Raw genomic sequence first — 13,568 nt, 5'->3', positions numbered from 1 at the left:
TTATGGGCTGTTTTGGAAATATATTGTGGTTTATCTGCGGTGGTTTTGTAAGCGGAATCGGCTGGTGTCTTGCCGGATGCCTCTGGTGTATTACTATTATAGGAATACCGGTAGGCGTTCAGTGCTTTAAGTTTGCATCTTTAAGCTTTTGGCCGTTCGGCAAAGAGGTTCGTTACGGCGGCGGTGCCGGTTCTATGCTGCTAAATATTATCTGGCTTATCGTTACCGGCCTGCCGATGGCTGCAGGATCTGCCGTTATGGGTGCCTTTCTGTGCATCACGATCATCGGCATCCCATTCGGGCTTCAGCATTTTAAGATAGCAAAACTGGCATTAATGCCATTCGGAGCAGAAATCATATAAATACAGGAGACATCAATGAACGTTATACTTACTGCGGTCAACGCAAAATATATCCATTCCAATCTGGCTGTCTACTGCCTGCGGTCTTATGCAGAACCTTACCGAAAGGAAATTTCCATTGCCGAATATACGATCAATCAGCAGACAGACGATATCCTGATGGATTTATATAAACAAAAGCCGGATCTGCTTTGCTTTTCCTGCTATATCTGGAACATAGAATATGTAGAGAGAATCCTGAGGGAAATCAAAAAGCTTTTGCCCTTCCTTCCGGTCTGGCTGGGAGGCCCGGAGGTTTCTTATGATGCCCAAAATGTCCTGATGCGCTGTCCCCAGGTGACCGGAGTGATCAAGGGAGAAGGAGAAGAGACATTTTTGGAACTGATGGACTATTACCATGGCAAAAAAGAGAATCTTTCACAGATCTCCGGGATCACCTGGAGACAGGGAGAAAAAATTATAGATAACCCGTGGAGACCGGTGATGGACCTGAGCCGTGTTCCTTTTGTATATGATCATATGGAAGATTTTCAGCACAAGATTATTTATTATGAATCCAGCCGCGGCTGTCCGTTCTCCTGCAGCTATTGCCTTTCTTCCATTGATAAATGCCTGCGCTTCAGGGATCTGTCTCTTGTGAAAAAGGAATTACAGTTTTTTATTGACCGCAGGGTTCCACAGGTAAAGTTTGTAGACAGAACCTTTAACTGCAATCGGACACATGCCATGGCCATATGGAGTTATCTTAAAGAACATGACAACGGAGTTACAAATTTTCATTTTGAAGTGGCAGCTGATCTGCTGAAAGAAAAAGAACTCAAGCTGATCTCAGATATGCGCCCCGGCCTGATTCAGCTGGAAATCGGTGTACAATCAACAAATCCGGAGACTATCAGCGAAATCCGCCGGACAATGGATTTTAAAACAGTAGCAGGAATTGTCAATAGGATCAACGAAGGGCACAATATCCATCAGCATCTGGATCTGATTGCAGGACTTCCATATGAAGATCTTCACAGCTTTGCATCCTCGTTTAATGATGTCTATCAGATAAAGCCGGAACAGCTGCAGCTTGGATTTTTAAAGGTGCTCAAAGGCTCTCATATGGAAAAGCAAAAGCAGCGCTATGGTCTTGTGTATAAAGATACTCCTCCTTATGAAGTGCTGTATACCAAATGGCTTCCTTATGAAGATATGCTGGTCTTAAAGTCCATAGAAAGTATGGTGGAGATTTATTATAACAGCGGACAGTTTACCAATACACTGACACATTTGGAACATGAATTTTCTTCCCCTTTTCATATGTATCAGTGTCTGGGGAATTTTTATGAAGAGAACGGATTTCATAAAATGAATCATTCCCGGATTTCTACCTATGAGATCCTATACCAATTCATCTGTCAATCGGCTGATGAGAAAAAGCTTCCTTTGTTTAGGGAGCTCTTAACCTATGATTTATACCTGAGAGAAAATATCAAAAACAGGCCGTCTTTTTCCGGAGAGTACACGGTAAACAAAGAAGAACTTTTTCATTTGTATGACAATGTTTTTCCAAAGGATCCGGACCTCTCCGCATATGCCAATAAGAATCTGCGCAAGATGTCCCACATTGAAAAATTCCAGTTTGATGTGGCCGGAGACAGGAGCAGGAAAGAGACTCTCCTGCTTTTTGACTATCAAAAAAGAGACCCCTTAAACCATCAGGCTTACGTGGTCCGGATATGGAGATGAGAATTTTGACAAGAAAAGAAATGAAGAAGCAGGCCAGGCAGTCTGTGAAAAAGCACTACGTTCTGTTTCTTGCCATCTGTCTAATTTCTGCTTTCCTGGGTTCTGAGTTTTCAGATTCCCTTGCTTCAATTAAAACCTATTCCTCTGAGATCACCCATGCAGCTGCATCCGGAACAGTCACTCCTTCAAAAGGAATTGTGGATGTGGCAGAAGATATTGCAGCCGGTGACACAGAGGGAGGCAGGAAGCTTTCAAAAAAAATAGAGCGGGAGCATATCGAAGCATCTAAAAAATCAAATCCTGCATTCGGAAGAAGCCGGGGTGTTTTTGCCAGGATACTCAATGCTGTTACCTCCGGGTCTGTCCTGGTCACATTGGCTTCAGGCTTAAATTCTCTGTTTGGTTCCCGAAATATTACACTGATCATTTTTCTGGTCCTTTGTCTAACTGCGGTTTTATCCTTTTGGATTCTTATTGTAAATATGTTTTCAGTCATCTCCAGGAGAATGTTTCTGGAAGGACGTATTTACCGCAAAGTTCCTGCCCAGCGTGTTTTGTTTCTGCTCCGCGTTAAAAAATGGCTCAACGCGGCCAAAACCATGCTTGCCGTATCTGTTTTGCAGGCCTTGTGGTCCTTTACAGTCATTGGGGGTATTATAAAAAAATATTCTTATTATCTGGTGCCTTATATTGTGGCGGAAAATCCGTCGGTTAAATCCAGGGATGCCATCCGGCTGTCCAGAGAGATCATGAATGGGCATAAATGGCAGTGCTTTGTATTTGAACTTTCCTTTTTGGGCTGGAGACTGCTGAAGCTTATGACTTTTGGACTGAGTGCTGTTTTTTATTCAAACGCTTACCAGACAGCAGCTTTCTGTGAATACTATACATATCTGAGACATGAGGCAAAAACAAAAGGGATCTGTCATTCAGATCTGATGAATGACAGATATCTGTTTGAAAAAGCAGAAGAAAAGGAACTCCAGTCTGCATACAGGGATGTCATCCGGGTATTAGATGAAACCAGCCATTTTCAGGACCGCCGCACAAAGCTCAGCAGAATTTTTTCAGACTATCTCGGCATCATATTTATTAATACTCAGACCGAAAAAGAATATGAAGATTGTCAGACGGAACAGATCCACATACAGGCAATGAAAGATGCGGCTGACGGAAAGTCTTATCCCACAAGGCTTAGTATCATACCGGAAAATACAAAACGCAGCAGAATCGAAACTCTGCATTATATGCGCCGTTATACCGTATGGTCTCTGACGCTTATTTTCTTTATTCTGTCCTTCCTTGGATGGGTATGGGAGGTGAGCCTGCATCTGATATCCAGCGGTACTTTCATCAACAGAGGACTGCTTCACGGACCCTGGCTTCCCATTTATGGAGTCGGCGGTATTCTCATCTTAACCGTCTTAAATAAAATAAGACACAAACCAATTTTAGAGTTTATCAGTATTGTAGTTCTCTGCGGATGTGTAGAATATTTCACCTCCGTTTTTTTAGAAATAACTCATAACGGAGAGAGATGGTGGGATTACAGCGGCTATTTCCTGAATTTTCATGGCAGGATCTGTGCAGAAGGTCTGCTTGTTTTCGGCATCGGCGGACTGGCCATCGTATATGTCCTTGCACCGTTTCTTGATAATATAATAAAGAGACTTCAGCCTAAAGCCGTGATTTTGTCCTGTTCCATGCTCCTTTGTCTTTTCCTTACAGATCAGGTTTATTCAGCAGAATATCCCAATACAGGAAAAGGAATCACCCAGAAACAATAAAGATAGTTTTATCTCAAGGATTGATTTTACAAATCAGTGTACTATAGTCGGAATATAGAGCAGGCAACAGCCCCTATAAGGGACTGTTGCCTGTCCTGTATCTAAAGATGTTCTGAGTGATCTGCAAACCACGCTTCGTTCTCTGGAGGTTCGTTAACGGTTTTTTTCTTCTCCCCTATTATTTTACAAGAATCCATTCTCCAATCCATTTATTTGTAGATGTATTAAATTTTCTTTTATATAGCTTTCCGTTTTCTGTTTTATAACGCCAAATAATATCGGCACTGAAGATGGTCATATCAGAAGTTTGTAAAGATGTTTCTGGAGCAGCATTTTCGGCAGCAGAAACTGGAATCACAAAAACTATAGCTGAAAATAAACATAATATACCGACCGTCAATAAATTTTTACTTAATTTTTTCATAATGTAATGCCTCCTTTTTTGTTTTATAAACTTTGTATCCCTGAAAAAGTTCCAAACCGTCCAGTCTTCCGCATAATTTATTATTAACGTACATATCATAGCCCTGCTGATCCGATCTTTTAATGAAAAAAGTATTTTTCTTTGTTGGCTCTTCAAAGGTTGTTTCTTCCACTTCAGAAGGAATAGATCTTGGTTCTATGATAAAACAGACCGAAAGCAGAAGAATGATCAAAACAAACCCTATGTAAATCCACTGAGAAATCTTTCGGTGGTCTGCACTCTCACGATTCATAAGTAAACATAAACGCATCTCCATACAGGTAGGTTCCGCCTCCCGAAAATGCATGGTGGGAAGACCGTTAGGAACTTTTTTAGGCGCAGCCGTATTTAAAAGAGTTTGTGCATAATCTAACCGCTGATGCTCAGGCATAGACTTTGTAATCTGCAGATCATTGTCATATTCTAAAACATTCTTTAGCTGTCTGCGGATGATGTATGACAAGGGATTCCACCAGTAGAGACATACCATGATCTCACAGAAGAACTTTAACCATAAATCATGGTGAAGATAATGCTGCAGCTCATGTTCTAAAATAAACTGTAATTGCTCATAAGAATAATCAGTCTCAGGCAAGATGATAATCGGATGAATCAGCCCCGCAATGGCAGGAGTTCCGATAGAAGGAATACAGTATATGGGGATATGCTTCTTACAGCCATGTTCTTGTAAAATATCTACAAGAAGCTGATTTATATTGTGGTCCGACAGTGGTGAAGAAATTTTCTTAAGTTTACGAAAAGCAGATAACCTGTGAAAGTAAATCAGCAGCCGTATGACAGCCACAATAACGAAAACAGCTATAAGATAGTCCATAAGTATTATGGAAAAAATCTTCCAATAAAATACAGTTAATAGAGTCGGAACAATTTTTTCAGAATAAATATCCCATGAAAAAATAAAATTAAAAGGGACAAATAATCGTAAAATAATCAGAAGAATACTGACAAATAAAATAGAAGTCCCATTTCGTAGAATAAACTTGGGATTCCTGGATGCTACCCAGATGAAAATCATCAGTAACGAACTGAACGCGCAACAAGTCAATACAGATCCGTAAGATGGTCCGAGCATATAGGCTTACCTCCCTTCCAATTCATCTCTGCGTTTTTGCAGCATAGACTGTAATCGTTCAAGGGTTTCCATGTCCTCCTCTTTTTCTATGAAGTTTGAAATAATATTGGTAGATAAATAGTCTGTCAGAAGATCGGAACAACTGTCTGTAACATAATCCTCTGCAGAAATCACAGGAATATAGCTTCTGGTTAAGACCTTTCCACTATATACAATCTCCGAAACCTGAATATAGCCTTTCTTCAAAAGAGCCCGCAAGGCAGACTGGACACTGTTAAGATTTTGGGATGGATTAATCTTTACAAAGTCAGATGCAACCATGGCATGATCTGTGTTCCATAATGTTTTCATAATATTAAGCTGACTTTGGGTCAATTTCTTATAACCCATAAGTGTATCACCTCATTTCCTTTTTCTCTTATTATAACATTTTTTATCAATATTTTTATATAATAAATATATTTTCTGAAAATAAATATATTTGTTTTTGAAGAAATTATTTTAATTTAAAATAGTTATTGAATTTCAAAAAATAATGATTTAGAATAGTAGTATAAGTAAATTAAGAAATAAATAAAAAGAGGGGAGTTGATTATATAAAAATGAATATTCGAGAAAGCAGATTCACAAATATACAGCAGAAGCATTGACTGATAATTAGCGAAGCGGGCACAGTATTGTAATACAGAATACAGATTATAAAATCAATTGACATTTCAATGACTTATATTAAATCAACTTATACTTGTGTAGCATAAAAATCATTTTATGTCTTAATTTCACGCTACTTTTAAAGTAAAGGAGATTAAAGTTATGAAAAAGATAAAAACAAAAATATCAGTATCAATGTCTATAGTTATGATAATCAGTCTATTTGTAATAAACTATACTCCAATAACTATAAAATCAGCAGAAAAAGAAAAGAATTACATAATCATTACGAACAGTAAAAAAGCATCAAAGACGATTGAAAAAAAATATGGTACTTTCATAAATGAGCAGAAACAAAATACAGATTTATTAAAGGATGAAAATATACTTGTTTCTAAAATGACAGCATCTGAGGCAGAAGAAGTAGAAAAAGATAGTCAGGTTCAAAAGGTAGAAGAAGATATTAAAGTTGATGCATCAACAAAAAGGACTTCATTATCAAAGAAAAAATCTTTTAATGTATCTAAGAAAAAAAGAAAAGATAATTCTTCTTGGAATTTAAAAAGCATCAATGCTGATTCTGAAGAAAGCATTCCCTCCAAAAAAGTAAAAGTCGCATTATTAGATTCAGGAGTAGATTTTCAAGAAAATATTAATGTGAAGGAACGAATTAATTTAATAACAGAAGATAAAGAACTATCACCTATGTTTGAAGACGAATCCAGTCACGGAACATCAATTGCCAGCCTGATTGTCAGTGAAGGCAGTGAAGTGAAAGGTGTAAATCAGAATGTTGAACTCTATTCAGCAAGAATTTTGGATGGAGAGAAACAAGCACCGATCAGCAGAGTTATTGAGGGGATCTACTGGGCAATTGATAAAGGTGTTAATATTATTAATATCAGCTTTGGAACAAGCCAATACTCAGAAGCATTAAAACAGGCGATCGATGACGCAGAAGCAAATGGAATCTTAGTTATTGCAGCCGCTGGAAATCAAGGAGAAAAAGGAAGTGATAATGTTCAATATCCGGCAGCATTTGATAATGTACTAGCGGTAGGTTCTGTAAATGCAAACGCAGAAGTCAGTGTTTTTAGTTCTACTGGAAAAGAAATTGATATTGTGGCACCTGGAGAAGCTGTCAGGGCTACAGGCTCTTTTGGAGAGACAATGGTAACTTCTGGAACGAGTATGTCAGTTCCTCACGTTGTAGGTGTTGCAAGCCGTATATGGCAGAAAGACCTCTCAAAGTCAAATAAATTTGTAAGCTCTCTAATCAAAGAGAGTGCAAGGCCGTTAGGCGATGAAAAAGAATATGGTAATGGTCTGGTAGATTACAAGTATGCAAAAGATATGTATAATACTGCAGAAAAGCAGTATAAAGAGAAAAAAGACATCCAGCTCAAAACAAATGAAAAAAAGATAAAAACTTATACAAATCAAGATGAAACCAAGGTAGAAGGCCTATGGTCAGGCAGTAATCACCAAAAATACCTGACAGATAATGGGGTTAATATTCCTGCAATGAAAAAAGGAGCAGCTTATCCAGATACATCAGGAACAGATTCTGTTGGAATAAGTGGAATGACAGAAAATCCAGATTTTCATGGCTTATATGAGCGACGAAATGCAGATAAAGAAAAAGTAAATTATCTTGCCAGTTATCGTTTTATGATTAAAATAGGAAATCAATATGGTAATGGAAAAACTTACACAGCAGTGTCACAAAGCGATATACCTGGACTGACCACTTATAGTTATAATAGAATCAGATCTGCAATGAGTAAAATCCAAGGGAAAACTTTTTTTAAGAATTATAGTAATGCAAATAAAAAAGCATTCATTTTTGGAGTTGCCATGCATACATCTACAGACACATTTGCTCATTCAACTTATAGAAATTACAATGGCCAGTGGTATAGTATTACACATGCAATTAATGAAACAAAAGGCCAATTTAAAGAGAATGAAGCGGATAATCCTAATTTTGTTCCAGCAAGATTTAAAATGGCGTATCGAGCAGAACGAAATACATTATACCGTTATCAAGGAAAACGTTCAGATGTAGCTGTATGCCATGATTTTCATGCGGCTAACGCACCAGATTATTATCCATCGAACCCGACATTCAAAGTAAAACGATTATCAAGTTATGGATCTGAAGTACATCTTTCTGATGCAAATGTAATTAAGCATTATGCAATAATTAATTATAACTAAATGTTTTTATTTTGATAAGGAGGAAAAAGAGATGAAAATAAAAAGGGTTTTTGGAGTTATGTTGTCATTAATAATATTAATGGGAATAATAAAAGTTCCGGTAGAGGCATCATATATTGAATATACAGACGTTGAGGTGATAAAGGCAGAAGAAAAAATTTCTTATATGGTTCCCGATAAAACTAAAACCATAAAATATGTTTTTACCAAAAAGAGTCAGGGAAAATGGATTCCTGTTCAACCACAACAAGATGGGATTTTATGTATCGGTGAAGGAACTTCCATTTATGATTCAAACAAAAAGCTAGTCCAGAACATTAAAGATACAGAGGATGGCGGTATTTTTATTAAAAATGTCAAGAAAACGGATGTCTTTTTTATAAAATTGCCTGATGACATGAAGGAAAATATAGTTGTAAATATTAGCATAAAAAAGGATAATGTACCAAGTCTTAAAAATGATATTCTATATACACAATCTGGGCAAAATAAAAACATATATCAGATGTTTAATGTGAAGAAAAGAAGTATACAACCTATTTATGTGGCTCCGGTCTGTTATAATGGCTCAAACGTTGTGTTTTACATTCAGAAAAAGAACAATGGAAAATGGGTATCTATCACTCAAAAAATGACTGTCTCTGCCAATGATCATGTGCAGAAGGAATTTTATACAGGCTTAAAGCAGGGGCAATATCGTCTGGTATCAAAAGCAGCAGAAAATCAGATCTATCAGATAAGAATAAAAAATTCTGCACTTACATCAAAATACCAGACAAAGCAGACAAAAGCACAAAAAGTAAAGTTAAAAAAGACCGTAACAAATCTTTATACAACAACAGAAAAAGCATCCCGCTGGTATCGCATGTCAAGAGCGACAAGCAGATATAAACGTTATGTGAAGATGAGTGTAAAAAACAATTCAGGAAAAATGAAGTTTACGATTTACAAGAAAGGCAGAAAAAAAGCTTTAAAGAGTTACACGTTGTCAGGAAATTCATCAAAAACCTATCGTTTGAAAAATGGAAGCGGAACTTATTACGTGAAAGTAAGCAAGTCTGGTTCAAGGATGAATGGGGAGTATAAAATTCAATATAAGTAATGGATAATTCCAAAGAATTGATCCAAAGATTTTTAGGGACAGAATTATTATAAGATTCTGTCCCATTACAAATAACATTTGATGGGAAATTATGATAAAGTCATTGATTTCAAAAAATATCAGTGTTATAATATGTGAGAAATAGAAAAAGCGTTGAAGAGAAGAGTAGTCTGTGAAAGTCTTTCAGAGAGAGATGCATATGGTGTGAGCATCTTAAGTACTAAAACAGATGAAAACCACCTCGGAGCGGCTGCAAACCAGCCCGGCTGACACCGTTACCGTCAATGAAGCGGTCTGCTGTATGTGTATGATAACAGAGCAGGCAACCAAGGGTGGAACCGCGTGAATAACGTCCCATGGAAATTAAATTTCCATGGGACTTTGTTATTGTATAAGAGATAAGAAAGGAAATGTACTATGAAGATTACATTAAAAGATGGATCCGTAAAAGAATACAGCCAGAGCATGTCTGTGATTGATATTGCAAAGGATATCAGTGAAGGACTGGCGAGAGCTGCATGTGCAGGGGAACTCAATGGAGAAGTAGTGGATTTAAGGACTGTCGTAGAAGATGACTGTGAGCTGAATATCCTGACCTTTGATTCAGGAGGGGGCAGACATGCTTTCCGCCACACTGCATCGCATATTTTAGCTCAGGCTGTAAAGCGCCTGTATCCGGAGACAAAGCTTGCCATTGGGCCGTCTATTGACAATGGTTTTTATTATGATATGGAAAAGGATACTCCTTTTACACAGGATGATTTGGAGAAAATTGAAGCAGAGATGAAGAAGATCGTAAAAGAGAATCTGGACATCACCTGTTTTACAAAACCAAGAGAAGAAGCCATAGCATTTATGAAAGAACGCAATGAACCGTACAAAGTGGAGCTGATTGAGGATCTTCCTGAAGATTCTATTATCAGTTTCTATCAGCAGGGTGAATTTATCGATTTGTGTGCAGGACCGCATCTGATGACAACAAAGCCGGTGAAAGCGTTTAAGCTTACCAGCATTGCCGGGGCATATTGGCGCGGAGATGAAAAAAACCAGATGCTTACCCGAATCTACGGAACTGCATTTGCGAAAAAGGCCGATCTAAAAGATTACCTGACCATGATGGAGGAGGCGAAAAAACGTGATCACAGAAAGCTTGGAAAAGAACTTGGTCTCTTTATGATGAGAGATGAAGGGCCGGGATTTCCTTTCTTTTTGCCAAACGGCATGGTTCTTAAAAATACTTTGCTGGATTACTGGAGGGAGATTCATAATAAAGCAGGCTACGTAGAAATCTCCAGTCCGATTATGCTGAGCAGACATCTGTGGGAAACATCAGGTCACTGGGATCACTATCAGGAAAATATGTACACTACCGTTATTGATGAGGAAGACTTTGCCATCAAACCGATGAACTGCCCGGGCGGTGTTTTAGTCTACCAGTCAGAGCCTCGTTCTTACCGTGACCTGCCGCTGCGCATGGGAGAGCTTGGTCTTGTACACCGCCACGAAAAATCCGGGCAGCTCCACGGTCTTATGCGTGTCCGCTGCTTTACACAGGATGATGCCCATATCTTTATGATGCCTGAACAGATCAAAGATGAGATTAAAGGCGTTGCAGCACTGATTGACCAGGTTTACAGTCTGTTTGGATTTAAATATCATGTAGAATTATCTACACGTCCGGAAGACAGTATGGGAAGCGATGAGGATTGGGAGATGGCTACAGATTCTCTGAGAAGTGCATTGGATGATCTTGGACTTGACTATGTAGTCAATGAAGGAGACGGGGCTTTCTACGGACCGAAGATTGATTTCCATTTGGAAGATTCCATCGGAAGAACATGGCAGTGCGGAACCATTCAGTTAGACTTCCAGCTTCCTCTGCGGTTTGATCTCCACTACACCGGAGCAGACGGAGAGAAGCACCGCCCGATCATGATCCACAGGGTTGCTTTCGGTTCCATAGAACGATTTATCGGTATTTTGATCGAACACTTTGCCGGAGCCTTCCCGACTTGGCTGGCACCAGTACAGGTGAAGGTTATTCCGATTTCAGACAAGCATTTAGACTATGGAAACAAAGTCCTGGACGCACTGAAAAAAGCCGGCATCCGCGCTGAGATTGATACCAGGGCTGAAAAGATGGGCTATAAGATCCGCGAGGCACAGCTTCATAAGATTCCATACATGTTAGTAGTGGGTGGAAAAGAGGAAGAAAACCAGGCAGTTTCCGTTAGAAGCCGCTTCAAAGGAGATGAAGGACAGATGTCCTTGGATGAGTTCCTTTCTGCAGTTCAAAAGGAAATTAAAACAAAAGAAATCCGCCAGGTAGAAAAAGAAGATAACGAGAAATAAGATAAAATGATTTTGAAAAGGCAGAACCTCCGGAATGATAACAGGAGGTTCTGCCTTTTTTATTTATATACTGCAATGTCTTGTTTACTTATGATTGATAAAGAGAAGTCCGATAAGACATATGATAACACCAGCAAGCTTATTCCATGTCAATGCTTCTTTGTAAAAAAGCCACCCCACAAATATTAATGCTGCAGCCAAAAATGAACTTTGTACAATCGAAACTACACTTATCTGCCATCCGGCTTTGTAAGCATAAATAAATCCTACTTCTAACCCCACAAGGACAATTCCGAATATAAAAGGAGCCAGATTCAGCTTGTTAAACTCATGTATCAAGTTCCCATCCTTATTCATAAGGAAATACATCAGTGCAGAAAAAGCTGCTCCAACCAGATATGTCACGATCAATGAAGCAAAGGGATTCATATTCTCCGGAACCGATTTAGCACATATCTGGTACACTACATTAGAAAATACAATCAGCCCTATTGGCCAAATATAATTAAACATTTATTATTCCTCCTTAATTTATCTTTGGCCTGACTGTCGGTAGGTGCCCACCCGCATATGAAAGGACTACGATTGGATAATCCCGGCTGTATTTATCTTATAAAAAACAAAAATCCCTATAAAATAGGGATGATATCGGGGTAACAGGATTCGAACCTGCGACCTCACGGCCCCCAGCCGTGCGCTCTAACCAAACTGAGCCATACCCCGCTAGAAAATATTTTATCGGATTCTGCCGAAAGATGCAAGTACTATTTAAATATGTTCAGGACTTATACAAAAAAATAGAAAGGGCCGGTTTATTATGATCCACCCTTTCTGAAATAAAAATCTACTCAATCTAACCATCCAAAAAAGCATTCAGAATATTTTGCGGAGCATCATAATAGAAACTGCTGTTATAATCATCAATTTTTTCACTGACAAATGAATTGTAGGCAGCCAGCAGGGCATCTGGAATGTCCATTTTCTTTTCTTCTGCAATGCCAAGAATCAGTCGTTTGTATACTTTCCCAATATAATATATAACAGCTAATAGGGAAGAGGAGGGGAGCAGCAACGATTCAGCGCAAACATTCTATGGATAGAAAATGGCTCCCCTGTATGTTAAAATAAAAAAACAAAAGTATTATATTGCAAACAAATCACATACAGGAATTGTAAATATAAAGAAAGAGAGGACAAAATGGAAATTAAACTTGCAGAAAGCAAAGATGTAAATGCCTGCATTGAATTTGTAGAGATTGTCAAGGATGACTTTGCAGGATATAAACAGGAGGAATTTAAAAAAGCTCTGGAAAACTGTATAGAACATGATGAAGCTATATTGGCCACGGACAAATCCGGAAACCTCATTGGCTTATTGCTGTATTCAAAGTCTGACCATAACCTTGAGTTCTTAACTGCACATCCTGATTGCCGCCAAAAAGGAACTGCGCGGGCTCTGATTGAGAAAATGAAGGTTAATTTCAAACCAGGTGAACAGATACAGGTAGTGACATTTGTATCCGGAGACCCGAAAGGAATTGCAGCAAGAGAATGTTACCACAGATGCGGATTTATAGATGATGAATTATTGACTGTATTTGATTATCCATGCCAGAAAATGATCCTGACAATACAATAAAACTGAAAACCACCCTCATCTATAATTTAAATTAGTATTTTGCGTATAGATGGAGATACCGTTTATTTCCTATGTTTTTCACTCATTTTTGCTTCTGCTTTTATTTATGATAGATTATGATATAATAAAAATAAACAACACAGATTCAAATAATCTACTTCTTATACT

General features: G+C 38.3%; 12 protein-coding genes, 1 tRNA gene and 1 other annotated feature. Of the genes, 7 read left to right on the top strand and 6 right to left on the bottom strand.

Annotated features, from left to right (window positions below):
• The first annotated feature begins 2 nt into the window (after positions 1-2).
• From KH180_RS02695 to KH180_RS02685, 3 genes are read left to right on the top strand one after another with little or no spacing between them, the layout of a single operon-like run.
• Positions 3-362: a YccF domain-containing protein gene (locus KH180_RS02695; RefSeq protein ID WP_290756120.1), complete on the top strand. Its 360-nt coding sequence runs from the start codon at positions 3-5 to the stop codon at positions 360-362.
• 15 nt (positions 363-377) lie between these two features.
• Positions 378-2,093, top strand: a complete 1,716-nt coding sequence (locus tag KH180_RS02690) for a B12-binding domain-containing radical SAM protein (RefSeq protein WP_290756118.1) — start codon at positions 378-380, stop codon at positions 2,091-2,093.
• Entirely contained in the window at positions 2,090-3,880 is a 1,791-nt protein-coding gene (locus tag KH180_RS02685) for a DUF975 family protein (protein WP_290756422.1), read from the top strand. The genes KH180_RS02690 and KH180_RS02685 overlap by 4 nt, the downstream gene beginning before the upstream one ends.
• Before the next feature lie 178 nt (positions 3,881-4,058).
• Here the strand turns inward: KH180_RS02685 and KH180_RS02680 are convergent, their stop codons facing one another.
• Genes KH180_RS02680 through KH180_RS02670 form a run of 3 tightly spaced genes read right to left on the bottom strand, consistent with a single transcriptional unit; the run spans position 4,059 to position 5,826 of the window.
• Entirely contained in the window at positions 4,059-4,304 is a 246-nt protein-coding gene (locus tag KH180_RS02680) for a hypothetical protein (protein ID WP_290756116.1), read from the bottom strand.
• On the bottom strand, positions 4,288-5,436 hold the full coding sequence (locus KH180_RS02675; RefSeq protein WP_290756114.1) for a M56 family metallopeptidase: 1,149 nt from the start codon (positions 5,434-5,436) through the stop codon (positions 4,288-4,290). The genes KH180_RS02680 and KH180_RS02675 overlap by 17 nt, the downstream gene beginning before the upstream one ends.
• Before the next feature lie 6 nt (positions 5,437-5,442).
• Positions 5,443-5,826 (bottom strand): BlaI/MecI/CopY family transcriptional regulator, encoded by a 384-nt coding sequence (locus tag KH180_RS02670; protein WP_290756113.1) that lies wholly within the window; start codon positions 5,824-5,826, stop codon positions 5,443-5,445.
• A gap of 423 nt (positions 5,827-6,249) precedes the next feature.
• Here KH180_RS02670 and KH180_RS02665 point away from each other — a divergent pair, with 423 nt between their 5' ends.
• From KH180_RS02665 to thrS, 3 genes are all read left to right on the top strand, one after another.
• The gene (locus tag KH180_RS02665) at positions 6,250-8,307 is read left to right on the top strand and encodes a S8 family peptidase (RefSeq protein WP_290756111.1); all 2,058 of its coding nucleotides are present in this window, start codon (positions 6,250-6,252) and stop codon (positions 8,305-8,307) included.
• Between the two features lie 31 nt (positions 8,308-8,338).
• A complete protein-coding gene (locus KH180_RS02660) occupies positions 8,339-9,409 on the top strand; it encodes a hypothetical protein (RefSeq protein WP_290756109.1) in 1,071 nt (356 codons plus the stop codon).
• 144 nt (positions 9,410-9,553) lie between these two features.
• Positions 9,554-9,769: a binding site (T-box leader), on the top strand.
• A 57-nt stretch (positions 9,770-9,826) separates the two neighbouring features.
• Positions 9,827-11,761, top strand: coding sequence for a threonine--tRNA ligase (gene thrS / locus KH180_RS02655; protein WP_290756107.1), 1,935 nt, complete (start codon positions 9,827-9,829; stop codon positions 11,759-11,761).
• A gap of 84 nt (positions 11,762-11,845) precedes the next feature.
• Here the strand turns inward: thrS and KH180_RS02650 are convergent, their stop codons facing one another.
• The 3 genes from KH180_RS02650 to KH180_RS02640 all read right to left on the bottom strand — a co-directional run bounded on the left by KH180_RS02650 (position 11,846) and on the right by KH180_RS02640 (position 12,740).
• Positions 11,846-12,274 carry an EamA family transporter gene (locus tag KH180_RS02650; RefSeq protein WP_290756105.1) on the bottom strand — a complete coding sequence of 143 codons (429 nt, stop codon included), beginning with the start codon at positions 12,272-12,274 and terminating at the stop codon, positions 11,846-11,848.
• Between the two features lie 135 nt (positions 12,275-12,409).
• Positions 12,410-12,484 (bottom strand) — tRNA-Pro (locus tag KH180_RS02645).
• 130 nt (positions 12,485-12,614) lie between these two features.
• Positions 12,615-12,740 (bottom strand): hypothetical protein, encoded by a 126-nt coding sequence (locus KH180_RS02640; RefSeq protein ID WP_290756103.1) that lies wholly within the window; start codon positions 12,738-12,740, stop codon positions 12,615-12,617.
• 219 nt (positions 12,741-12,959) lie between these two features.
• On the opposite strand from KH180_RS02640, the gene KH180_RS02635 reads away from it, so the two are divergent.
• A complete protein-coding gene (locus KH180_RS02635; protein WP_290756101.1) occupies positions 12,960-13,400 on the top strand; it encodes a GNAT family N-acetyltransferase in 441 nt (146 codons plus the stop codon).
• Positions 13,401-13,568: the final 168 nt, after the last annotated feature.

Origin of the sequence: Anaerostipes sp., from assembly GCF_018381315.1 — a bacterium.
Taxonomy (GTDB): Bacteria; Bacillota; Clostridia; order Lachnospirales; family Lachnospiraceae; genus Anaerostipes.
Note: the sequence above shows the minus strand (reverse complement) of the source record. Positions and strands in the feature narration are given on the sequence as shown.

What these genes read in the sequence shown, in the direction of transcription:
- KH180_RS02675 (WP_290756114.1), bottom strand. Translation starts at nt 5,436, where the DNA reads ATGCTCGGACCATCTTACGGATCTGTATTGACTTGTTGCGCGTTCAGT.
- KH180_RS02670 (WP_290756113.1), bottom strand. Translation starts at nt 5,826, where the DNA reads ATGGGTTATAAGAAATTGACCCAAAGTCAGCTTAATATTATGAAAACA.
- thrS (WP_290756107.1), top strand. Translation starts at nt 9,827, where the DNA reads ATGAAGATTACATTAAAAGATGGATCCGTAAAAGAATACAGCCAGAGC.
- KH180_RS02665 (WP_290756111.1), top strand. Translation starts at nt 6,250, where the DNA reads ATGAAAAAGATAAAAACAAAAATATCAGTATCAATGTCTATAGTTATG.
- KH180_RS02695 (WP_290756120.1), top strand. Translation starts at nt 3, where the DNA reads ATGGGCTGTTTTGGAAATATATTGTGGTTTATCTGCGGTGGTTTTGTA.
- KH180_RS02680 (WP_290756116.1), bottom strand. Translation starts at nt 4,304, where the DNA reads ATGAAAAAATTAAGTAAAAATTTATTGACGGTCGGTATATTATGTTTA.
- KH180_RS02685 (WP_290756422.1), top strand. Translation starts at nt 2,090, where the DNA reads ATGAGAATTTTGACAAGAAAAGAAATGAAGAAGCAGGCCAGGCAGTCT.
- KH180_RS02640 (WP_290756103.1), bottom strand. Translation starts at nt 12,740, where the DNA reads ATGGACATTCCAGATGCCCTGCTGGCTGCCTACAATTCATTTGTCAGT.
- KH180_RS02690 (WP_290756118.1), top strand. Translation starts at nt 378, where the DNA reads ATGAACGTTATACTTACTGCGGTCAACGCAAAATATATCCATTCCAAT.
- KH180_RS02635 (WP_290756101.1), top strand. Translation starts at nt 12,960, where the DNA reads ATGGAAATTAAACTTGCAGAAAGCAAAGATGTAAATGCCTGCATTGAA.
- KH180_RS02660 (WP_290756109.1), top strand. Translation starts at nt 8,339, where the DNA reads ATGAAAATAAAAAGGGTTTTTGGAGTTATGTTGTCATTAATAATATTA.
- KH180_RS02650 (WP_290756105.1), bottom strand. Translation starts at nt 12,274, where the DNA reads ATGTTTAATTATATTTGGCCAATAGGGCTGATTGTATTTTCTAATGTA.